This window comes from Pseudomonas sp. 15A4 (assembly GCF_016925575.1).
Lineage (GTDB): Bacteria > Pseudomonadota > Gammaproteobacteria > Pseudomonadales > Pseudomonadaceae > Aquipseudomonas.
Genome location: NZ_CP068986.1, coordinates 3911415 through 3934974, shown reverse-complemented (window position 1 = coordinate 3934974; position 23560 = coordinate 3911415). Strand labels below are relative to the sequence as shown.

Sequence of the window (23560 nt, the reverse complement as noted above, 5' to 3'; positions counted from 1 at the left end):
GCAACTGTTGTTGATCCGACAGTGGAAACACAAAATGCCCGTTGCGTTACGGGGTTACTTAATAAAGCCGCACTGAAAACAGCCAAATAACCGGTGGCACGAACTCTGCTAAGTGTCTCGAGAGCGCAACTATACGAATAGATGCTCCCCTGTCTATGACCCATTGGAGCAAGTATCCCGATGCTGCAGAAGTTTGATGTAAGCGCTCTGCGTTTTGATTCACTGGCCACGGCTTCCAGCCTGGGCGTATTGCTGATGCTGGTCCACGGCACTTCACTCGCCGCTGATGACCCGAATGCCCAGGCCCCTCGACTTTCCACCGTGACCGTGACCGGCACTCAGGCCAGTGAGGCGCAGAAAGCCGAAAGACAATTGGCGAAGGTGCCGGGCAAGACGGCGGTCATCGACAACCACGAAATTGAAAAAGGCCGTGCCTCCAATGCCGAGGATGTACTGGCGCTGCAACCGGGTGTCTTTGCCCAGGCCACCAGCGGTTCAGCCGCCAACAAGATTTCGATTCGTGGTTCAGGCCTGAACACGTTTTATCAAGGCTATGTACTGGGCATAAAATTCCTCTTCGACGGTTTGCCGCTCACCGGGCCCGGCGGTACGCAGGAAGACATGCTCGACATGGCCGGGGTCGATCACACGGAAGTGCTGTACGGCGCCAATGCGTTTAACTATTCGGCGTTGTCCCTGGGCGGCGCGATCAACTTTGTCAGCAAGACCGGACGCACCGATCCCGGCAATTACGCGCGCTTCGAAGCCGGGAGTTACGGCTATCGCAAACAGGTGTTGAGTACCGGAGGCGTCGAGGGCAATGCCGATTATTACGTCAGCCTGCAGCACAACGAACGGGACGGTTATCAGGACGATACTGCAAACAAAGGGCAGGGCATCGTCGCCAACTTCGGCTATGTCTTTAATCCGAAACTGGAGACGCGTTTCTTTCTGCGTTACCGGGAGGAGACCCTGAGCCAGGGCAACACGCTGACCAAGTACCAGATCAAGCACGACCCCACCAGCAACGCTGTACCGTTCGGTCGCAAGAAGGACGGCACCACACTGCTGGGCAGCAAGACCACTTACACCTTCGACGACAACGCCAGGCTTGAAGTCGGACTGGGCTACAACGACTATCCGCTCTACAACGGCTGGCGTTACTCGGCTACGCCCCAGGACTGGCGCTCCAAGGACATCAACCTGACCCTGCGCTACCTGCGCACCGGCGACACTTTTCTGGGCCTGAACAGCGACAGCACCGTGACCTTCAGCACCACGCGCGCTTACCTCGCCGACGTGAAATCCCATAGCAAGGCGACGAAAATCAAGCAGCAGGAAGCCAACTACACCGGCTCGCGCGACACCGTGTTCTCCCTGGGCAACGAGCTGCAGCTGACCGATGACCTGTGGCTGTCCTCGGGGCTGTCGTTCATCGACATCAAGCGCAAAGCCGACATCGAATACACCACCGGGGTCAACACCACGGCGTTTCCCAATAGCGTGGAATACGAAGAGCGTGACGTCGCGCCCCGTATCGGCCTGCGCTACGCGCTGACACCGGAATTCGAGCTGTTCGGCAACGTCAGCCGCTCCATCGATCCGCCGGTTACCTGGCAACTGGGCAGCACCGGCACACCTTACCTGCGCGACGTACGCCCGCAAAAAGCCAACACCGTAGAGTTCGGGATTCGCGGTGGCCATGGGATTTTCGATGGCAGCCTGACGCTGTACCGGTCGTGGGTGCAGAAAGAATTGCTCTCTGTCGTGGTGCGCCAGGCCACCGCCACCCAGGATCAGCTGGTGGCGACCTCCAACGGCAGCGCAACCCTTCACCAAGGGATCGAAGCGGGACTCAACGCGTTGTTGTGGGAAGGACAGGGCGGCGACACCGTGACCCTGCGCCAGGCCTTCACCTACAACGATTTCCACTACCGCCACGACGCCACCTTTGGTGACAACGAGCTGCCCGGCCTGCCGCGTCAGGTCTATCAGGCCGAGCTTGAATACCGCCAGGCCGCAGGCTTCTATGCGCAGTTGAATGCGCGCTCGGCATCGAGTTACTACGTCGACTTTGCCAACTCGCTGGGCGCACCGTCGTACACCCTGTGGGGCGCCAAATTCGGTTACGAGGCGCCGAACCGCCAGTGGGAGGTCTTCGTCGACGCCCGCAACCTGACCAACGAGCGTTACGCGACGGCGTCCAACACGGCCTACGATGCCAAGGGCGAGGACTCGGCAAACTTCTATCCGGGCGATCCGATCAACGTGACCACTGGCGTGTCGTACCGCTTCTAGATGCGCCGGTCAGGTTGACCTTCAGAAAGGCTTGCCAGGAAATTCCGTTGCTTCATATGTAGCAGCGGAACGTTACGCATCAGAGGGAAGGGGACTCGTCACCTTGTTGAATCAGATCAGGCGTAATTGATTGTGTGGCCAGCGCGGCGCCGCAATGGGCGCTCGGGGTTCAAGCCATCGCGGGCCGTTTCACCTTGCGACTCAATCCAGGTGTTTTGCCCGTAACGCGCTTGAACGCACGACTGAACGCAGCCTGGGAGGTGTAGCCCAGACGTTGTGCCACCTCTTCAATCGGCAGCCCTTCGAGGCTCAGCCACTGGCTCGCCAGGCGCATTCGCAATTCAGTGACGTAGCGCAGCGGCGTCATGCCGATCGTGACCTGGAAGCGGTCCGCGAAAACCGAGCGCGAGGTATTGCAGCGCTCTGCCAACTGCGCGACGGTCCACTCGCGTCCCGGTTGTTGATGAACCGCCAGCAGTGCACCGGCCACGCGTGGATCACGCAAGGCGGCAACGAGGCCAGAGGCATTTCCGCAGGCGCACTCGACCCAGCCGCGGACGATCATGGCAGCCACCACGTCAGCCAAGCGTGCGAGGATACCGGCGAAGCCGACACGGGCCGCACTGACCTCGCGCTCCATGGTGCTCAGTATCGGCACCAGCCCGGGGTAACGCTGGCCGCCGGCATCAATCACCATCAGGCCCGGCATCAGCCGGCCAAGGCCATGGATGCTGCCCAGTTCGAACTCCATGCAACCACTGAACAAAAGGGTGCTCGGCGTGGCGCTGGCATCGGTTCCGGTATCCACTGCACTGACGGTGTCACCCAAGGGAGCACCATCCAGACGATCGATGTCTTGAACAGGCGCGTCCGTATGGGAAAGCAGCCGATGGGCCGCGCCATGGGAGATGAACACGGCGTTGCCGGCAGACAGCGCGTAGGTGCTGCCGTCCTCCATTTGCAGCACTGCATGACCGACGGCCAGGAAGTGGAACCAGGCGTGCCCGGGTGTTTCCGCGAAACCCAGACCGAAGGCAGGACCCGTCTGGATACGACGGTACTCGACGCCGCGCAGGCGCATGCCACGCAGCAGTTCGTTGATGAGGTCGGAGGAGAGAGCAAACTGATCTGCAGGCATCATTCAGGTGTTTCGGTCAAAAGGTTGAGACCGAGGATCATAGATCATCCGGTTTTCGGCGCCTAGACTCTGTCTCCCAATGACGATCGGGAGATCCTGCAAATGACTGACTGTGTATGTAACGCCGCATCCGACCCCCAGCCGGGCATCGGCGCGGACGTGGCGCCTGCGACACCCGCGTGGATGGCCGTCTTCTCGTTGGCGATGGGCGTGTTCGGGTTATTGACCGCCGAGTACCTTCCGGCCAGCTTGTTGACGCTGATGGCGACCGACCTGGGCGTGTCTGAAGCGCTGGCTGGCCAGGCGGTAACAGTGACAGCCGTGGTGGCGCTGTTCGCCGGGCTGCTGGTGCCAGGCCTGACCCGCAGCATCGACCGACGTTGGGTGTTGCTGAGTTTTTCAACGTTGATGGTCGCCTCCAACTTGTTGGTCGCCGTATCCTCCAGCTTCGTGGTGCTGTTATTGATGCGCATTTTGCTGGGCATCGCCCTTGGCGGGTTCTGGAGCATGGCGGCGGCAGTGGCGATGCGACTGGTGCCGAGTGCGTTGTTGCCTCGGGCGCTGTCGATCATTTTCAGCGGCATTGCCATCGGCACGGTAGTGGCGGTGCCGCTGGGCAGCTACCTGGGTGGGCTGTATGGCTGGCGCAGCGCGTTCTTTGCAGCGGCGGCGGTAGGCATGGTGACCCTGGCTTTTCAGTCGTTCACGCTTCCGCAGCTCGCGCCGCGCCGGCCAGCCAGACTTCGCACCATTTACGAGGTGTTGCGGCGTCCGGGCATCGCCATGGGCATGTTCGGTTGCGTGCTCGTGCACAGCGGGCACTTCGCGATGTTCACCTACGTGCGGCCGTTCCTTGAAGGGACGACCGGCATCGGCCCCCAAGGGCTGTCACTGATGTTGCTGGGGTTCGGTGCGGCGAATTTCGTCGGCACGCTGTTGGCCGGTAAGTTGCTGGAACGAAACCCACTGGCCACCCTGGTGCTCATGCCCGCGCTGGTCGGCGTTGCAGCGCTGGCGTTGGTACTGTTGCCGGCCTCGGTGCCGGGGCAGGCGGTACTGCTGGCGATCTGGGGCTTGGGCTTTGGTGGTGTGCCGGTGGCGTGGTCTAACTGGGTCGCCAGCGCGGTCCCTGATCAGGCGGAAAGCGCCGGAGGCATGGTCGTAGCATCTGTGCAGTCAGCCATTGCCACCGGCGCCGCTGCGGGCGGCGCAATGTTCAACCTCGGTGGCAGTGCAGGCGTATTCGTCGCGGCAGCCGTGCTGATGCTGCTGGCTGCGTTGATGATTGCGCTGCGCGTTCGCGTTCCTTCTGTCCAGGGCGATCGCGAGCCCAAACCCGCGCTTCACCTTTGATCCGGGGCGCCAAACTACCTCGCGGTTGTACTACCGCTAGGATCTCGGTTCCGATGCCTGTCTGGGTTGGGCCCGACGATGGGTGGAGCAGGGCGCAGGCCTCGTTGGCGGCAACGGAGGCATCGGCCCCGAGCACATCCCCCGGCTACACGGCGACCTGATGCCAGCCGCCAACGCCAGGCTGGCTCGGGCCTTGTATGGATGGGGCGCGGTCATCAGTGCAGCTAAGGCAGATCCCATCCACGGTCGCTATGGTGTCTTTGGATGAAGTCCGCACTTGGTGCCAATTTCAGATTTTTCGGCAAGCGCATCTTCTGGCCATGCAGTTCGACGGATATCAGTTTGTCGAAAGCAGTGTATGGCTCTGCGGTCATCTCTGGATCGGAAAAGTGGATGCGGTATTCTAAATCGATGGTGATCCAGTCTTTGTCGAAGAGTGAATGGTGGAGGCTGTTGAGCAGAATCCCGTTTCGCACATCCAAACGCTCTTCTGGCTCACAAACCGCCCAAGGAACGATGTGGCATGCCTCCAAGGCCTCCACAAAGGTGGTTCCGGTGAATGCACAGCTAAACTCGTAACACCGCAGCAACGCATCTCTGAACATGACTTGAGCCATGCCCCGCGATTTCACCAACCGCATGACATCGCCGGAAGTGCTCGGATCATTCGAAAGATCCACTATCAGACTGTCATATCGGTTTCCGTCGGCGGCGAAGGTAAAAGGATTATCAATCGTCTGCCATGGAAATTCGAACACTGCCTCCTGGCCTTCCTGGCGCCGGCTGAGGTCATATGCCGAAAAGCCTGCACCAATGACCCCTTTCCTGTCAGTGACTAGAATCGTCAACGGCTGGAGCTTCTCAACCAAGCAATGCTCCTGGATCAATCCAAGCACACACCGGATGGGGCGATGGTGTATTCCAATGGCGCTTGCTAATTCTCCGTATGAGATCGTGCGACGATTTCTAGCGCAATCGACCAACACGTTCCAGGCATCAAAAGCACGCTGGGCTTGGTTTATCAATTTTAGCAATCCTATGTCTAATGGGATGTTGACCTGTGTGCAGACATCTCACGCAGGACTAAGCCGGGAAATAACCGCCGACACCGACATGCGTCGGGCTCTCTTCACGCCGCGGCAAGCAATCGCTGAAGCGCTTGATGCTCCCAAACGCTCAGCAGCTCGACGGGATTCGTGCTGTATGGCTGCCTCGATGTGAACGTCTAGGCACGGCCGTCTGGACTGTAACAGCTCTCGCAGAAACGCAAACCGCCAGCCTCCTTGTAAAAAGTGATCGTCCACCCATCCACTTCGACGGCCATACAACCGCACTCAATGTCTGATCGGTCCTGATCGTCATGCGGGACTGCCCAACCCCGTATGGCATGTGGCAGCGGTTGCAAAGACGGTGAGCCCATAGAGCAACAGGTTGCTCTTATGACGTCTGAGTGCCGTGCGGAGCAGCTTTACTGATATTGCCACGTCGCTCGGATGATCACCCCCGAGCATCAGGTGCAAAGAGTCGCTAACGTTCTTCCGGCCGTGAAATCCATGACAACCACGTCAATGTGAGGTCTGGATGCTTCTGGTAGGGATTGAGTCAGTGCCATGCCCATATCGCAGGTTGTACTTGGGGTAGTGATGCTCGGAGGTGGAGCTTGCAGTCCTTTACCCGAACTGGATGCCAGCGACCCAAACCACAACACGCAGTAAATCCCACAGCCTTGGGAGCGCCAGTCGATCAGGTATTTCTCCTGCAGTTGGGTCTGGGCTCCTTCCCAAACTTCGTCATGCCACTGCCCCTTAACCTCCATGGGCAACTGCAGGTCACCACAGATGAATGCGAAGTCAGCGCGTTTCGACTTCGGCATGTCTACTTCAGTCAACATCTGAATTCCGTAATGACGCATTTCGGCACTCAGTATCATTGCTAGCCGATCACGACATGTGTTCTCGATGTAGGGCAACCCTGAGTCATTCCAGAACATGCTGACCAGATCGAGATCATCGCCCGACAGCCTTTGCTGGATCACCGAAAGTTCGTGTAGGACGAGCGCTCGAAGGTCACCGATACTGCTTGGAGGGTCGTCGACGAGCAGCGCCATCAAAGCTTCTGGCTGCAGGGGTTCGGATTGTTCTTCGATTCGTTTCTGACCCTGCTCTGCAGCCATGTGCAACAGATCCAGGCTGTAGCTGTCCGCGGGCTGCGCGATCAGCTCTCGCAGGGCTTCAATCGCCGGCGCGCGGGTGTCACGGGCGAGCGCACCGATCATCGACAACATGAATGCCGAGGCTTCATAGGGGGCTTGGCTGCCATCGCTCGATCTTGGCATAGTGTGGCGCGGCCAGGCACATCGAAAATGCTCGATGATCCACTTCGTGCGTTCAGTGTCGAGTACCGGGGTTAGCCCCGGGCGCTTGGTAGGCAAGCAGTTAATGATTGCCCATAGAAATTGCGGATGCGAAACGCTGAGGCCGACCAGCTCATGCTCCACCTCTTGGAAACGGATCAGAAAATCAATCGCTCTCCATCTGAGCATCCGGGTCTCGCTTCCAAATTCTCCCACAGCACGCGCCCGGGCAATAGCGGCCAGTTCGCCCGCCTGGTCTGAATCAATGAGGTGGTAGAGAAGGGCAGCCTCCACGCTTTCCGCCATGCTCGTATGCTCTGACACCCACTTGGCAGCCAACTCCATTGCACTTGCACGCCAGGGGAGCTCTGAGAAAAGAATGTGCAAGGCAGCAATGTGGGCGTTGCCTGCGGCGACACTGGGCTCAAGGCAGCCGCTGATAAACGCGCTCCGACGGGAATCGCCTGATGACTCGCTGCCCTCATCCTCAGCACCAAACAGGCGCAGCTCAAGTTGACGGCGCAGCGAGCCAAGATCGTCGACTGCCAGGTTAAGCTGGTTGTGCAAGCAGACAGCTAGCCCCACCTGGATGACAGGCTCAGGGATGGCGGTGAAGTCACGTCCGCCTCTCAACCTGACCAGCAAGCCAGCCAGGATGGGGAAGCAATAATTCCAGATAGGACTTTTTGCAACGCTTTGCGCTACGTCGGCGAGTGACGGTAGGTTATCGCGATGGAGAACCGCCTCGAACCCATGCAGTGCGACTTCGGCAAGGTCTTGGCCCAGCCATTGAACAAGCGCCGTTTCGCCGGCGACAGCCTTGCCGTAGACGTAGCGGTGTCCAAGGTAGAAACTTGCAGCAGGCAATATTTCCCTAAGCTCTCCGCTCAAAAGGGAGGAAAGATTCTGGAGGTACTTCTCACGTTCACGCGCATACTGCGCTTGGAATTCTGCGGCCAACCGCGCATCTTTTTCCTCCCGTCTGACCTGATAGTCCGGCTTTGGCGGGTGTTCCAGGTTGTAGATGTAGGCTTCCAGCTCTGCGTCATTACGCTGAAAGAGGCGGCTGGCAGCTCTCACTTTTTCGCTGAACGCAGGCCTGCTTGCTGGAACAAGCATTAAGTCGCGCCATGCTTCTCGGGCTTTCGGGTCGGCAATGTCTTGGGTGGCATGCTGCTCAAGAAACCAAGTCAGATCGTCCTTATGCTCTCGAAGGCCGAGTAAACATTCTTCAAGATCACAATGCCGTTCCCAGACCGATCTCTGCACGTCCATAGCGAACAGCACGTGCTGCTGAACAGCTCGACGCAGCGTGTGATGCTCATTGAGCACTTCGCTGAGCATTCTTTGCTCCTCGGTGCCGTACTGATCTCGCAGTCCTCGCGTAGAAAGCCACCTCCACACCAGTGCCGCGTCTTGAGGTTGGACGATTTTCTCAGTGATAGCGGAGGCTATGAGTAACCCGATGAAATCGATGACAGGCCCGGGGTTCACACCGTCACCAATCTGCACATCTACAACATGTTCGGTCATTAGATTGAGCACCGCGACAAGCTTGGTTGCATCCAGCCGCAGAAGGATCTGAGGGCCATCAAGAGCAATGCTGAGCTGCTGGTGATCTTGGTTAGCTGGGCAAACCAAAAGCCCCGAACATGCAAGGATATTGCTGACCAGGATGACGTCAGGAACATCGCAGTCAATTTCCTCGATAACGAACTGCGCTAACGTAAACGATGCTTCCGTACATGCTGCCTGCAGCGACACGATGGTGTTGCGCCAGAAGTCATGGTCACGGCTTCTCGTCATCGCTCGGGCAGCGTTTTCTCGATCCCGATAGTGGTATCTGGGTGAGAAAATGACCTGTTCCAGAACGGGGTGCAGCTCTACTACTAGCGGGGTATCGACAAGCCCCTCGATCAAGAGCGAGCGCAGCTGCGCGTTGCCATTCTCAGCCGCAATGATCTGTTCGATCCTGGTTTTCAGATCCACATGCATCAATCCGGCCGCTCGATGGCTGCCACCGTCTCGTGATCTGAAAAAGGGGTCGCGGGCTGAAAGCTGATCGAGGGCGTTGAGAAGCCGGTGTGCTTGCTCGGCGGTAAATTGGGAGGTTTCACCATAGCGCAGGACGCCGTAAGGATCCGCATCGATGATGGTTCCTGCCATCGGTGCGCTGTGGAAGGCTAGCCAAGCATGAAGGCCTCGCAGGTTCGCGGGTACGCTGTCACCGTGTTGGAACTGGGCAAGCAACCGTTTTTGAATACGCGTCGTCCTGGCGCGATCCGCCAGCCATCGTGCTCCGAGATACTCAGCCAATACTCGGTGGACGGGCTTCGCGCGACCAGGCCCCACCGTCAAAAACAACTTGGACGAGAATACGGCTCGTGCTGCCCCCGCCTCTGGCAGATCAGTCAATTCGGCAAGCCGGATATCGCCATCCAGCACTTGGCCAGGGTTAGCAAGGCTTATCGCATCTGCCCCGGCCAGGATCAATCCGGCACTGACCGCACCGGCAGCCGATAGAGCCTGTGCCATCGACAGCTGTCCGAGCGCCTCATGGGCTCGATCCGTGTCATGTTCCGGCCAGAGGAGGGTGCAAACGCGCTCGAACAATCCTGCCCGGGTAGACGGAAGGGCCGCATCAGCACTAGCTACCTGCCCCATGAGATCGAGTGTGAGGGGGCTCTGATAGAGCTCGGTAAGCCCCTGATCAGCGAGGTGCTCTAGGACATGATCCACATCAATCTGCGGATATCGCTGACGAAGAAACTGGTCGGCTTCCCAGCGTGAGAATGGATCAAGTATGAGGATGCTTGGCTCAGCACCGTAGATCTTTTTAAGGGCTACTTCGCTGCGTGATTGCCATTCCCTCGATCGGCAGCAAATGATGAAATCCGGACACCCTGCGTCGTCCAGCTTGCCAAACACGAGATCAACGGCATGGCCATCACGAACCGCTGCAGCCTCGTCCAAGCCATCGATCATCAGAAGTTTTCCTGGGGTGACGAAGCGGCTTGGGTTGTCGCTAGCCATGAACCTGCGCGCTGAAATCACCTTGACGTTCAAACGCCGTCCCAACTCTTCAATCAGCTGACTCTTACCCATTCCAGGCTCACCGAGAATGACTTTCGCGCCCTGAATCGCAAGCAGGTCGTCTTCGTCTAAAGTCCGCAAACGATCCTCACCATCGCTCAGTTGGAGGTGCAGTTTGCGAGGAAAGTAGTGGGCGGATGGCATGATCGAACAGCTCCCTGCTGGTGCGACGTTTGGACTCGGCGATCTCGAATTCAGAGGTGATCATAACGGGTTTTCTAGCACGCAGAGTGGACAGACCTGAGCGACGCATAGCAGGCTGATCACCTAGAGTTGTGCCCAGCGAATGTTCAACAAGGGATTCAGTAGATGGAACGCACGACCTTCCTTTCAGATACCAATGAAATTTTGGACACGATCAAGCGCTTGATCCACAACGCTGAAGACGATTACGGCATTGCAGTCGCATTTTGGGGAAAAGGCGCCGAAACCCTCATTCCCAGACATGGTAGCGGCAAGATCATCTGCAACCTGGGCCACCCAGGCACGAACCCCCATGTGATCGAGAAAATACGGTCGAATGCCAATGTCAGCGTCCGCTATCTTGATTCCTTGCACGCCAAGGTAGTGGTGTCTGATCAAGGCTCGTTCTTGGGCTCATCCAATTTGTCAGAAGCAGCCCTTGGGATTACGACTTCCATAGGCGAATGGCGGGAAGCCGGTGTCTTCCTCGAACCCAGCAATATGGCAGCCAAGAAAGCTTGGTCTTGGTTTGACGCTCTCTGGGAAATGGCGAGCCCGGTCGAAGATGCCGACATCGCCGATGCGACAGCACGCTGGGAAAAAGAAGCGCTCTCAGAAGGCCCGTACCGTAAGTCTGGCCCACTGGCAGACCTCAAGATAAAGGGCGAACTGGGGGCTGCGACAACGCATCGGTTATATGAATTGCAACTGTTTGCCCAGCGCTTAGAGTGCTCGTTTGAGTCGGACGCGATGACGATGGCATCCCGCACATTCCAGGCGCTATACGACGATTTGATGGGTATACCGGCTCGCCGACATGGTGACCCTCAATCCAAGGGGGCAAACCGGAAAGCTGCGGGCCAGGCGGCGAATGTCCTTTGGGCACAAAGTGGTGCAGAGCCCTTGGCGCGACTGAAAACCCCAAAGGGAACCATTCAGGTGGATGATCCGAGAGTGTTTCTTGATCGCTCCGGTGACTTAGGCCTCAGCAATCGGGTGTGGGAGTTCCTGAACAAGCTTGCTGCACAGAGCAGGGGAGATGGCAACGATGCGTATCACTATTGGGCTGGCGAGGTGGTCAGCAAGCACAACATCAAGTAGCTTGCTACATCTGAAACCCTAAGCATTGCTCTCTAGGCAGTGGCGCAATCGACAGGCTATTTGGCGCATACGACAGCAGCTCGTGTGATGGATCTACGAGACCACTCGAATTTCACGTTCGATATTAAAAGGAATTTATCCATGGCTGTTCCCGCCGAGTTCAACGCCGCACAGTGGTTCTCCGATAACACCGCGGGCGGCTCGCGGCTTACCCCGGAGACTCAGCATTCCATCGCAGACTTCACTACGATGTGGAATTTTTTCGAGGGTAATTTGTGCCGCAATGAGGGGAATGTTCCCGCCTTCGAAAGCGTTGCGGATCGTTATCGACCGAGTGCCGAGCAACATCAGAAGGTTTGCGGATGCTTGGCCTTCTGGCGATCTCGGTATACGAGTGAAGAGGGCATACTGCCCAGATTCGACAGGCTGGAGTTTCGTGCCCGAGATCGCAGGCCTCTGGTAGAAAGTGTTCTGCTGGGGAAGAACGATGAACCAAATGATGTGCTCCTCGCTACGCTCATCATTATCTACAGACTGCGAAACAACCTCTTCCATGGCCTCAAGTCGCTCGAAACACTCAACGACCAGGTCGCGAACCTCAGGACGGCCACGTACTGCTTGTCCATCGTTCTGAACGCAACACCTTCACCTCTCGTTAGACCTCAATACGCTTAGTCAGGGCTTGGCGCCGTAGTACGGCGGTGTCAGTGTGCCGCATACGCCAAGAACACATGATCAGCCACACATACAAAGCGAAGGAACGTTATGCAGTTGCAGGATCTGCTTGCCAAAGGATATTTCCCGATCCAGCTACCGGTTGGATTCGGCACCAAGCCACTCGCCGACAAGATCGAGCAGATCAAGGCTGTATGGGACGCAGCGACGGGAAAACAGGCTGGCGCATCTCAGGCTGAGAAATTCTCGGTCGCAAGATCGTCCTACAGCAGGCGAACCACCTCGATTCCCAATCCCGTCAGTTTCTATGCATTGGCCAAGGACATCTGTGAGTATTGGCCTCAGATCCAGGCGCATTACGATAAAAGCAAAATCTCTCGCAGCATCCCCGGCACCGACGGTAGCCTCAGAGCAATCAAACTGACAAAGTTCAGCGACTTGTATGAGGCGCGGGTGTGCCAATCGGCAGGGTCGCGCTACGCGCTGGTCACCGACATATCGAGCTATTTCCCCACGGTGTATACCCACACCATTCCGTGGGCGTTGCACACCAAGCCGGTTGCGAAAGCGAACAAGACTAAAAAGACAGCCGAATTTTTTGGCAATATCCTCGATGGCCGTTGCATGGGGACACAGGATGGCCAAACGATTGGTTTGCCAATCGGCCCCGACACCTCCCACATCATTGCGGAGATCATCGGAGTGTCGATTGATGAGGCCATCCGCGCCGAGTTAGGTGAATGGCCGAAGGGATTTCGCTATGTCGACGACTTCACTTTCTTCTTCAATAAACGGGAGGAGGCCGAGAAGGCGCTGGCGATCATCATCAAATGCGTCAGTGCCTACGAGCTCCAGATCAATGCCTCCAAGACGAAGATCGTCGAGGTGCGAGAGCTCGTCCAGGAATCCTGGAAATACAGTCTGAAGAAGCTGACCGTCTCAGCGAGAAAGCGTCAACAGAAAGACGACATCCACCACTACTTCGAGATGTTGTTCTCGCTTGAATCAAGGTTCAAGGACGAGAGCTTGGTCAAATATGGCCTCAAGCAGCTGTCCTCCACCATCGTAAAGCAATCCAACTGGGCGATCGCCGAAGCTTACATCCTTAAATGCGGGTATGGATTCCCGAACACCCTGCAGGTCATTACCCAAATTCTTGCGACTTACCATCTATACGATTACCCGTTGAACATGAGCGCACTGGGCGCCTTCAGCCGAAACCTTTTGGGGTCAGCCGCCGCGGCGAATCACCACAGTGAGACCGCCTGGCTCCTGTGGCTTTGCAAGGAGCTCGGCATCCACCTCGATGCACCGCTGATCCTTGAGGTGCTTCAGATGGAGAACTCGGTTTGCTCGCTCATCGCACTAGATCTGATTCACTCCGACTTGGTCGACGGTGACGTGAATCTTGCGGCTCTGCCAGGCCTACCTGTCACAGTGCAGGCGCTCAAGGGGAATAACTGGTTGCTGGCCTATGAAGGAGGCCGCCGGAAGTGGCTCAGAAATTCAAATGTCGCGTTCATAAAAGCCGATCCGTGCTTCGAGGCACTGCTGGATGCGGACATCAGCTTTTACGACAAAGAAGCCCGACTACCTCCGATATTCCAGCTTAAGGTTGACGCGGCGCAGGCCGTTGATTTCGACTCGGATGATGAGATCGACAGTGAATTCGAGTTCGACAATATGGACGAAGAGTACTTTGATTCGACCGCCCCCGAGGCTGAGGACGAAGACATGGCGCACGTCGGCCCAGTAGTGAATGCAGGCGACTGAAGGTCGCATAGTTGCTCGACATGCAGGACAACGCCATCGCTTGCTTCGGTCGAGCCCGCGGTCGGCGGGTTGGTCGTGCAGAGTAGACATTGCCACAACGCTAGACCTAATGTCGGGCATTGTCGCCAAGGGTTGCAGGCGGCGGATCGGGGTGATCAGCAGGTGTCTCGCATCCGGCGCGGCTCGGTGCAGGACGCGCACCTCACTGGGGCCAGTCATGCACCTCCGCGGGCTAGTATGATCGGCTTTAACACCTGAACTTCGAACCACCTGAGGATCTGCAGTGCCTGAAGAATACTATCGGTACCCGGACGCCACGCCTCTTACGATTGAAGCATTCAGGTCATTGGAGTTGAGCACGCTGCTGCGTGACAGCCGCCCCAGCTACCACGATATCTCGCGCGTGCTAGCGGACGGTGCCCGCATACAGATGCAGGCAAGTGACCACGAAAAAGCGCGCGTGCTCTGGCTCCTGTCCGACCTCTGCTCCATGATGCTCAATCCCTCGAATCATCAGGAACCCTTGAGGCCGTTCGCAGTGTTTCCTGACAGGCGCTCGTTCGATATTTCTGACCTGACGGCCGACGAGTACGAGTTCTCAAAACTGCTGATCGATGATCTCGAAACGGGTCTGATAAAAGCCCGCCTGGCGGAAATCCTCTGGCTAAATCCCGATAGGAACAGGGTGAACTATGCGCTGTCCGCGATTGAGGGTTATCAGACGGCTTCGCTGACCGACGATCTCTGGTGCAGTGGCGGACAAGAATGTTGGGAGCGAGCCCTCATGCTTGCCAAAAGTTTAGGCAACGGCGGGAGAGCTGCTGTCGAGCAGCTTACTGACGTCCTTTTCAACGCGCTGGAGCATGAATTCCAAACGCCATCTTCGCTTCTAGCGCACCTCGCTGAGACTGTTCTAGAGCACCGCCTTGCCCATGCCCTGGCTGCGGATCTTCCTGAGAAACTAGAGCGAGCGGGTCAAGCATTCGAGCGCAACGGTGAGCTGTTCAGGGCTCGGCACTGCTTCGAGCTCGCGTCGGACGCCTACCGCCTTGCCAAGAATCAGATCATGGCAGCTCGCATGGTGATTGCCGTCGCGCAGACCTGGGAGAATGAGGCTCAAGTCAGGAATGATGGTAGTAATGCGCAGCCCCTCATCGCGATGAACCATCTCGCGAAGGCCCTTCAGATCTATCGACTAGTGCCGCAAAAGTTTCGCAACGAGCTAGGTATTGCGGGCGTCTATGAACATCTTCGCAATCAGATTGCGGAGGCAGGCAGTCTTACTGTCGAAAAGATGGTTGTGGTTTCAAGTCCACCCGTGGACATCACGAAAATGGTCAACATGGCCTTGGAACAAATCTCCGGAAAGGATGGCATTGACGCGTTACGCACCTTCACCACCCTGCATCCTTTCGCAAGCATCAGGGAGGCGCGCGAAGGGGCCATGCGAACGCTGAAGGCTGGAATCTTGAGTGCTTTAGATTGCTTGACCCATATCGATAGGACGGGGAGGGTTATAGCCAAGGCAGCCAGGATGTCCATGGGCTCGATACCGGCGGAGTCGAACGAAGAACGAATCTGGGCAGAAATGGTGAAGGGCCACGAGTTCATACGAGACCTGACAGTTCATGGCTTGATCCTTCCCGGACTCCGACTACTGCAGCGTGAGCACGGTTTCAAGGAACACGATCTGATTGGCCTGGCCAAGGCTTCCGCACTTGTGCCGCCCGAGCGCGTGGCCATGGTCGGCAAGGGTCTGTATTGGGGGACAGTCGGTGAGTTTGGAATGGCGGTACATTTCCTGATACCTCAAGTGGAAAATATCGTTCGGTACCACATGAAGGCTGCTGGGCTGAACACTTCCAACACCGATCGCAATGACGTCGTGAACGAGAACGGCCTCAGCACGTTGTTGGATGTTGCGGGTGTAGACAAGGTGTTTGGCCAAGACGTCGTGTTTGAGCTCAAAGCCCTGTTTTGCAGTTCTTTCGGGCCGAATCTGAGGAATGACTTCGCCCACGGCTTGATCGACGACGGCGATTTCTACTCGGTGAGCGTCGTGTACGCATGGTGGTTCACGCTTAAGTGGGTAGCGATGTCTTATTGGGGACAGCTGGCGCAGAGCGAGGCGTTACAGCAGAGTGCCAATACCGATACCGATACCGATACCGATACCGATACCGACCTATCGGGCGAAGGTGAGGGCGAGAAAGCATGACGCTGTGGCCCTAGTGCTCGCGTCGTGTCATGTCTTGAGGTCATCTGGATAATCATCCACTGGCAACTCGACAATCAACGACTCAACATCTTTCTCAGCTTGGCTCTCCTGGTAATGCATGGCAAGACACAGGTAGATGAGGGCCGCACGGGAAAGCTTCAGGAGCAGGAGGGTCTTGGCTACAATGTCCTCTCGATCGATCACAAACGCCAAATGGTCGGTCGTGTGCTCAGATGGCGTTCCAATCCAATGGAATTCATCGACGATCTTGGCGTACTTGTGTTCGAGGTGATTTCTCAGTTGATCTAACGCCTGCGCGTCGGGTCGAGCGACGTCTTTGAGCACCTTGGAGTGAATGTCCTGCGATACCCAGTATAGGGCTCGCAAGGGAGTGTTTTTGGTGGTCTTGAGCTCATCCCGGATAAACCGCGGAGTCCCGTGCGCGGCAGGTTTGAACCACAGTGTCCTGAAGTTCACAGCATGCTCAGGTATGCCGAGCTTCCAATACGAATTGACGAAGTACGCAACCTTGTCCATAAGCGAGTAGGCACTTCGGAAGGCGGTCTTGATTTGCTCCAGTCCCATTCCGTACAAGGCGTAGTCGTAATTGAGAGCGAGCGCCATACCCTTGTCAGCTAAATGCAGCGACTGGGAGTGTTCTCCTTGGTAAAAACAGTGCCGGGCGTAGCCGTATTCCTGCTTGAGCTGGTTGTAAAAACCCAGGTAGGTGATCCCTACCTGGGCGTTATGGTTGGGTAGCCTCAACACGTCGTAACTCGCGACCGGAAGAGCGCCCAGGTCATTCATGGGATTCAGAAAGAGCTGGGCATCCAGGCACCACTGACGATACCGACGTTCTTCTTTGGAACGTCCAAGACTGTGCTCCAGCAGCTCAGAGTCGCTCTCATCGTCGACTTGATCGGCCACCCACGCTTGATACCGTTTGAAGTACTCAATGGCCTCGGGATAAGTTGCCCCGTCACGTCCGACCCCACCTGCGATGGCCGACTCCAAGCTGCGCCGCCCATGAACGAAAAACCAAAAGGTGTGGTCAGGATCATAAAGCGCGAGCCCGTAAGTAACCAAACCAATGCCGAGATTACCAAGTGCCATGCCATGGATAGGAATCTCATCCAAAGCATTGCGCCATTCGGCGAAAGCCTCGATGAGTCGACCGCATGCACTGAGCGCGTTGCCGAGGTTGCAGTAGACGCGAGCACGAAGCCCCGGGGTCAGCAATTTGAAGCCTGGGTGCTGGATCGCCGCATGCAGAAAATAAAGCTCTTTGAGTAGAGCAGGGTGGTCGAGGTTTTCTGCATTCTCTGGCTTTGCCTCGGCACGTCTGAGCTCCGCCCAAGCGTTCGAAGTCGAATAGAGAACAAGGCACGCGTCGTCTTCCGAGCATGCCCGTAGAATCGCATCGACGAACCCGATGGCTTCCCGCAGTACAACCTCATCTTTTGCGTCACCGGCTGCATCGATCAGCGATTCGAAAATGCGCCGAAATCGAGAGGAGGGCCCGCCAGTCCCAATCAACGCTCTGAGCGCCCGCAGCAAATGATGTCGATCTTCCGCCTTAGGCACATATCCCTGCTGTGTAAATCGTTGGTGAAAATCTTGCGTCATGGCGTCACCGCTGTCTAATTGCGATTGAGCTTAGGGGTTCCCATTGATTCGGCTGATCGCAATTGATTTCTTTGAATCAGGCCTACACCTAAGTTAGGGCCCTTGCGATCGTAGCTAAACGCCCTGGTGACGCTCGGCTGTTTGTTGCCCATCTGAAGCCAGTGCAGGCACCGCGCGCTGGGGAAGTGCGTGGATAGCATCCAGTGTTGAGGGGGCGACGGCCGACCAAAACGGTGCTACGTAGCCATAGATAATTTCCGCGTCCAGCTTCACATGTTTGCATGGGCGCTCGGCTCGCTGTTCAGCCACCTGCATACTTCGCTCAATAGCTCGACGCGCCCTGGGGCTGATTCTGAACCTGTGGAATTTGAGGAAGATCTGCTTAAGCGCTGATTGGCAGAAATGTTCCTGGCGGTGTGGATGCCTGAATAATGGCTCAAAGCTGTACTCAATCAACTGAAGCATCACGCCAAGGCTGCAGCGGTGCTGCATGAACATTCCACACACGAAGTCCACGATGACTGGTACCGCTGTCCGAAACGCCAACTGCGACTCAGCAAGATAGTTGCGCAGGCGGTTGATGCCGAGGTTGGCGAATGCCTCTCCCTGACTCATCATGACGATGAGATCTACAGCTCGAACCGAAACAAAGCTGCGCCTTGCCATGACCAGCCGCATGACGGCACGTGAGTACTCGTCTGGCGCCAAGCTGTCCTTCCGTAACGCTTCATGCAGCACCATCTGAACTGTTGCGCCATCGACACCTATCAAGCTCGCAATGTCGCGCAGCCTGGCATCCAATGACAGAAGTCCTGCGCCATGCTCCTGGCACGCGAGCAGGACTGCATAGTCTTCGTGGCCCAAGATGTCCTTGAGCATCTGCAGTTGCTCAGATTGCTCAGGTGGCCCGTATGCTGGTACCACCTGGCTGAAGGCTTTGATAGTTTCCCCAATTGATTCGAAAAACTGACGCTCCTCACGCCAGGCCTCCTCAGTTTGCTCTTGCATGCCGAGCTGCCCGTCGCGAGAAAAGAGCGTGCCGCTCTTGCGGTAGCCGACTAGAGTTTCCAACTTCGCATCCAGCAGTTGTTTGGTAGCGGTGGTCACGTACAGCCGAGGAAATAGCTCCAGAACATCGAGTACTCCGAGCGTCGCAAGCTCGACCAGCATCGACAAGTCGATGACCCATGACTGACCCTGGGTTGTATCCACCGGCAAGATCTCCGGAGAGCCGCCCCCGACGCAACGTGGAGAAGTGATCCCTCATCGGGCCACCCCCTCACGAGATCAATAACATCTACACCCAGCAAGCGAGCCAGGAGACCCAAGGTGGCCTGGTGCTGGTCGTACAAGCTGATGGTACTGAGGCTCTGAGCCTTCTTTTGCTCAATCTGGTCGACGAAGAAAGAAACATCCAAATCGCCGTTTTCTCGGGTTGGGATGGTCATCGCTACAAGCGTCTTGCTCGGAACGACAGAATTCGAGATCCGCTCGTAAGAGAGGTCAAGCAGGCGCCGGTGGATAGTAACAATGCGCTTCACCCTAAGCGTTTGTTCACCCACTACGCTGCTAACTGACGTCGTATCACCGACTTTCAGACCAAGCAGCGAAGATGCCCGCGATGAATCCGCGGTGATGAACTCACCCGACGCCGCTGGTGGTAGCTCTGAGTTGAAGTCGATCGAGAGGTAACCGGTCTTGCCAACGCTGTCTTCGAGCTCCGCAGAGGTGCCGATCGCAATAAAAGGGGGAGTGCTTGAATACCCTCACTTGTATTCGTCGCCATGACCATGAGAGATACGTGGCCAGCTGCGGCATCAACATCACCGCTATGCAACCGCATGGTTCGGTAAACGCGGTCGAGACCGGATTCCAGCAGCCCTAGGCTCAGCTCAACGTTGGCAAGCTTCAACAGCTCTGAAGCGGTACCGCTGAGCGATACTGGTAGCTTGGCGACGTAATCCTCCATTAAGCCTGGATTTTCGTTTGCCAGAACCTGGATGAACAAGAGCCAGCCGGCAGCATCGGTCGGGCTTTCATCAACGAGCAACTCGGCGATCTCGCGCATCTTTGACCAGTCGCCGGCCTCACCATACACACTCAATGCCACATGGCGGGCATCTGCAGAGTGTCGCCATTCACTCGGTAAAGACTCCAAAAGGTCTCGAACCTTTGCTCGTTGATCCCTGAACGCATAGCAGTGGAGCAAATCCACATGCATCGGGCTAAAGGAGTCGAGCGGGAGAATGCGCTCAAGCATGGCGATCGCGTCATCGTACCGCCGTGCGTACAGCATCCACTGCGATGCGATGGACAGATCCAGAAGATCGTTGTTTTGAGGCGCAAGTTGGGCAACGCGACTTTCATATGCAAGCCGCAGTGCCTCATCGTTGGCGTAAGCGCGTGCTGCAAATACCCCGTCCGAAATAGTGCACGTCTGGGGGTGATGCCCAGCTGTGTCAGCTCACCACGAATCACCCCATGCTGGTCGTTGCGTAGCAGCAGCTCCCAGTGCATATGCCGGAGGATGCGAATCGCTCTGCGGGAGTCGTCCGTCTCAGGCTGACTGAGCTGGGCGTTGTAAGCCGCGGTGAGCATGTCCACGTTATTCGCGATCAAGCATGCCTGCGCGAAAATCACTCTTGCATCGTCCGGAAGCTGGTCGATCCGATCTGCGACTCTAGCTACCGCCTCAGCGTGGCGTTGAAGATCGCAGAGCGCCTCCAGCTCCACTCGCACCGTAAGCCCGTCCTCAGTCACACCACGCTGTCTGCCAGCTTCGATCATGCTCAGCGCTTCAGCTGGCTGTCCTACCAACAGGTACGCATACGCAAGGTGAAAGACGACTTCAGTCTTTGTCCTGGGACTCTGCTCAGCCCAGAGCACTCCCTCGCGATCGTCGAACCTCGATATAGCGTCGAGGATGAGCTCACGCCGATCTGAGGGTTGCGATCGGGTGTTCACATGGAAAGGGTTGTCTGTCGCCAATCTAAGGACGAACCGTAGATAGCTTTCGAGTATGAAGATCGAGCTGTCAGATTGCTCCATCGCCTTCAGAATAGTGGCGATAGCACCTTCATCATCACCAGCTCCAGCCATGGAACTGGCCAGCATCTGCCAAGCCCCAGACTTGTCACGAAATGCCTCAGGCAGATCTTCAATTGCCAGTTGCTCCTTGTTCAGAAGCCTTGCGTTGGTCAGCGCAACCCAGACAGAGTAGGACTCCGGAAAGCGCACGATTGCCGCCTGTCCAACCTCAATCGCGGACTGCACATCGTCCTTGAGCATGTAGGCCCGTACGTGCCCAGCAACGATGCGCTCATCGTCCTGATAGAGACTGGCGGCCATCTCAAGATCTGCCGAGGCTTTATCGTCATCAGCTAAATGCCAGAAACACATCCCCCTTAGGAAGTACCACCGGGCCTTTTGGTGGTCATCAAATGTAGTGAGATCCTCTTCGATGAGCTCCAACTGCGCCAGCGCATCAAGGTAACGATGATCGTTGTGCAATTTGCTGACACGGTCGAGCTGGCGGGAGGCGAGGGTGCTCTCCGACGTCTGACTGACCGTCGGGAGCTCATCAGCGAGCAGCGTTCGGCTGGTACGGGCACTGCCGGAGAAAAGGGGGGCCAAGTAGTCCGCAAGCGGTGCAAGCTGATTCTTACGTTCTTGACTGATGTTTACGCCGCCCAGATTCAAGTCTCGGACAGCTTCACGCATGAGCCGCGCGGTGCTGAATTCCTGGGCCAGCCCATCAAGATGCAAGGGCAGGGAGCTCAGGTCGATTTCCGCGCCGGTGCCATTGAGCTCAGAACAAACAGCAACCAACTTCGCCCACACAGCGCCGCTGTCCTTATGGGGTAACGCGTGCTCAATAAATTGCCTCTGGTATCCAACCTCTTGGCTACGATCCGAATCGAGATCTTGAGGGATGAACTTAAGATGCAGCGCAAACTGTCGCAGGTCTTCGCCGGCAACCGGTGCTTTGTTGTAGTATTCGGCCGCCGCCTTGATGGCCGCATACGCCGCTCTGCTGCGCTCATTGCTGGCGCCCTCAGCGTGCACTCGGGTATACCAAGTGTCGGGTGAAAGCGAACCGAACGCGAGTCGTACGACTTCGACAGCGCTATCCATGTGCGAAGAGCTGGCTACGTGATAAACGATAAGACTATCGTCGATGCCCCGCTGGAATGCGGGCGCTTTGAAATCGAGCCAAGCTAGACCTATAGCTTCTTTGAACGCCTCGTTGCTGATGATCGCCCTGGGCGAGCGCTTCATCTGCATCCTGATCGTTGCTTTCTGGCCCGTGCTTGGTGAAATTGCATTAATAACCAAGTCGTCAGTATTGTGTCCAAACAACCTGGCTTGGAACAGCAAGCCGCCAATGACGAAACCCTCACGCAGCCCTGCGCAGTTGTCGCCAAGGCACATCGCAAGCAGCCGCACTGCTTGAACACGGTGTTCAAAGGTAATGCCCCGCCCGCCAGTAGAAATAGGACTCGCGACCTGTTTCTGCCGGATTTCAGATTTCGAAGCGGGAGCTTTTGCTGCCTTAGTCCTTGGAGGCCGTGCCATACCTGGTTCGCGCAAATGAGATGCTGCTCATCTTATCGATCATTTGAGGGCATGCGTAGTGGGAAGTGGATTTACACAATCCAGCACTCAAAAACTTGAGGTCGTGATAAGAAACTGCCGCCAGGTTTGGGCTCATGGAGTCAAGGGCGGCGCATGACCGAGATTGCAGGGGAGTTAGGCTCTTCTTCCCGCTTCGTCAAATGTTGTCACAAGCTGCTGCGCAAGATTCGTGAAGCCAACGACATCTTCCGGTGACGCTTCAAACTCTTCTTCGTGAGCGGCTTTCGCTCGCATCATGCGCAATGTTTTATAGGTCTGATTGAGTGACGATGGTAAGACACCAATCTTCACCAGCTCACTGAGCATGATGAGATCGCTCGGGCGCAACCCTTTGTGAGCCCACTTTGTCTCAGGCATTAGAGGGCCGCAGAGCCTGTAAAGCCTGAACAGAGCGTTTTCGACCTTGATCCAGGCACTTATCACACTCCCTCGCGGGTGAATAGCGGCCTCTTCAGCATCGGCAGGTTTGACCGGTTCATCTGGCGCATCGGGATTGATGGCGGGATCGGCGGTGGCTACAGCTTCACGCAGCAACTCCCCGAACTCTGCCTCGGAATTGCCTGCTTTCAACCGCTTTAGTCGACCTAGCAGCGAGGCGATCTCTTTTTTGAAATAGTAGGCGACTACAACTGCTGCGATCGGCCATGCGACGCTAGCCAAAATTTTTGCCAATGCATCCAGCAGAATGGCAATTGCACGAACGACACCTGTATAGCCATAGCCATCCGATTCTGGCTGCGCTTCTGGCTTTAAAGCTGGGCCTGCCGCCTTCGCCCCATCTTGCTGCGGCGTGCAGAAAACTACCGCACTGGCCACATGTTGCTCGAGGAATTGGCCGGCATCTACCGCACCGGAGGATGCCGTTGACGCGAACAGTTGATGCGCGATCGGATGACGGGACGGGCACACTTCGGCGCCACTGGCAAACGCGCTGGACAGCGCGAAAGACAGTGCAGCGTTGAGAAGCAAGACGGGACGATAGGTCAAAAGCACTTTAACCGCTGGGTCGGATGGCGAACTGAGGCCGGAAGGTATCATCTCGCCACTATCGTGGATAGGGGCGGTGGTGGCTGGTTACGCAAGCGCGCGATCCCCCCATGCTCAATTGGCGACA

15 protein-coding genes are annotated in these 23560 nt (G+C 56.8%); 7 read left to right on the top strand and 8 right to left on the bottom strand.

Translation table 11 applies throughout. The features are described 5' to 3' along the window. Positions 1-180: 180 nt before the first annotated feature. Positions 181-2298 (top strand): TonB-dependent receptor, encoded by a 2118-nt coding sequence (locus JN403_RS17335; protein ID WP_205483434.1) that lies wholly within the window; start codon positions 181-183, stop codon positions 2296-2298. Positions 2299-2467: 169 nt separating this feature from the next. On the opposite strand, the gene JN403_RS17330 is transcribed toward JN403_RS17335, so the two are convergent. Further along, complete coding sequence (locus JN403_RS17330; RefSeq protein ID WP_205487460.1) at positions 2468-3436, bottom strand: AraC family transcriptional regulator; 969 nt, start codon at positions 3434-3436, stop codon at positions 2468-2470. A 102-nt stretch (positions 3437-3538) separates the two neighbouring features. Here JN403_RS17330 and JN403_RS17325 point away from each other — a divergent pair, with 102 nt between their 5' ends. Then, entirely contained in the window at positions 3539-4789 is a 1251-nt protein-coding gene (locus JN403_RS17325) for an MFS transporter (RefSeq protein ID WP_205483433.1), read from the top strand. A 224-nt stretch (positions 4790-5013) separates the two neighbouring features. On the opposite strand, the gene JN403_RS17320 is transcribed toward JN403_RS17325, so the two are convergent. Then, the gene (locus JN403_RS17320; protein WP_205483432.1) at positions 5014-5658 is read right to left on the bottom strand and encodes an HNH endonuclease; all 645 of its coding nucleotides are present in this window, start codon (positions 5656-5658) and stop codon (positions 5014-5016) included. Between the two features lie 641 nt (positions 5659-6299). Next, the gene (locus JN403_RS17315; RefSeq protein WP_240356627.1) at positions 6300-10379 is read right to left on the bottom strand and encodes a hypothetical protein; all 4080 of its coding nucleotides are present in this window, start codon (positions 10377-10379) and stop codon (positions 6300-6302) included. Between the two features lie 165 nt (positions 10380-10544). On the opposite strand from JN403_RS17315, the gene JN403_RS17310 reads away from it, so the two are divergent. The 4 genes from JN403_RS17310 to JN403_RS17295 all read left to right on the top strand — a co-directional run bounded on the left by JN403_RS17310 (position 10545) and on the right by JN403_RS17295 (position 16185). Then, positions 10545-11519, top strand: coding sequence for a phospholipase D family protein (locus tag JN403_RS17310; RefSeq protein WP_205483431.1), 975 nt, complete (start codon positions 10545-10547; stop codon positions 11517-11519). 141 nt (positions 11520-11660) lie between these two features. Then, complete coding sequence (locus JN403_RS17305) at positions 11661-12194, top strand: hypothetical protein (protein ID WP_205483430.1); 534 nt, start codon at positions 11661-11663, stop codon at positions 12192-12194. A 90-nt stretch (positions 12195-12284) separates the two neighbouring features. Beyond that, the gene (locus JN403_RS17300) at positions 12285-13967 is read left to right on the top strand and encodes an RNA-directed DNA polymerase (protein WP_205483429.1); all 1683 of its coding nucleotides are present in this window, start codon (positions 12285-12287) and stop codon (positions 13965-13967) included. 283 nt (positions 13968-14250) lie between these two features. Next, a complete protein-coding gene (locus JN403_RS17295; protein WP_205483428.1) occupies positions 14251-16185 on the top strand; it encodes a DUF4209 domain-containing protein in 1935 nt (644 codons plus the stop codon). A gap of 27 nt (positions 16186-16212) precedes the next feature. On the opposite strand, the gene JN403_RS17290 is transcribed toward JN403_RS17295, so the two are convergent. Together JN403_RS17290 and JN403_RS17285 are read right to left on the bottom strand one after the other, a co-directional pair. After that, positions 16213-17811 carry an LA2681 family HEPN domain-containing protein gene (locus JN403_RS17290; RefSeq protein WP_205483427.1) on the bottom strand — a complete coding sequence of 533 codons (1599 nt, stop codon included), beginning with the start codon at positions 17809-17811 and terminating at the stop codon, positions 16213-16215. Between the two features lie 114 nt (positions 17812-17925). Continuing rightward, a complete protein-coding gene (locus JN403_RS17285) occupies positions 17926-19023 on the bottom strand; it encodes a hypothetical protein (RefSeq protein WP_205483425.1) in 1098 nt (365 codons plus the stop codon). Positions 19024-19148: 125 nt separating this feature from the next. Here JN403_RS17285 and JN403_RS17280 point away from each other — a divergent pair, with 125 nt between their 5' ends. Further along, entirely contained in the window at positions 19149-19388 is a 240-nt protein-coding gene (locus tag JN403_RS17280) for a hypothetical protein (RefSeq protein WP_205483423.1), read from the top strand. Between the two features lie 17 nt (positions 19389-19405). Here the strand turns inward: JN403_RS17280 and JN403_RS17275 are convergent, their stop codons facing one another. The 3 genes from JN403_RS17275 to JN403_RS17265 all read right to left on the bottom strand — a co-directional run bounded on the left by JN403_RS17275 (position 19406) and on the right by JN403_RS17265 (position 23484). After that, complete coding sequence (locus tag JN403_RS17275) at positions 19406-19879, bottom strand: hypothetical protein (protein ID WP_205483421.1); 474 nt, start codon at positions 19877-19879, stop codon at positions 19406-19408. 32 nt (positions 19880-19911) lie between these two features. After that, the gene (locus JN403_RS17270) at positions 19912-22386 is read right to left on the bottom strand and encodes a hypothetical protein (protein WP_205483419.1); all 2475 of its coding nucleotides are present in this window, start codon (positions 22384-22386) and stop codon (positions 19912-19914) included. 174 nt (positions 22387-22560) lie between these two features. Then, a complete protein-coding gene (locus tag JN403_RS17265; RefSeq protein ID WP_205483417.1) occupies positions 22561-23484 on the bottom strand; it encodes a hypothetical protein in 924 nt (307 codons plus the stop codon). Positions 23485-23560: the final 76 nt, after the last annotated feature.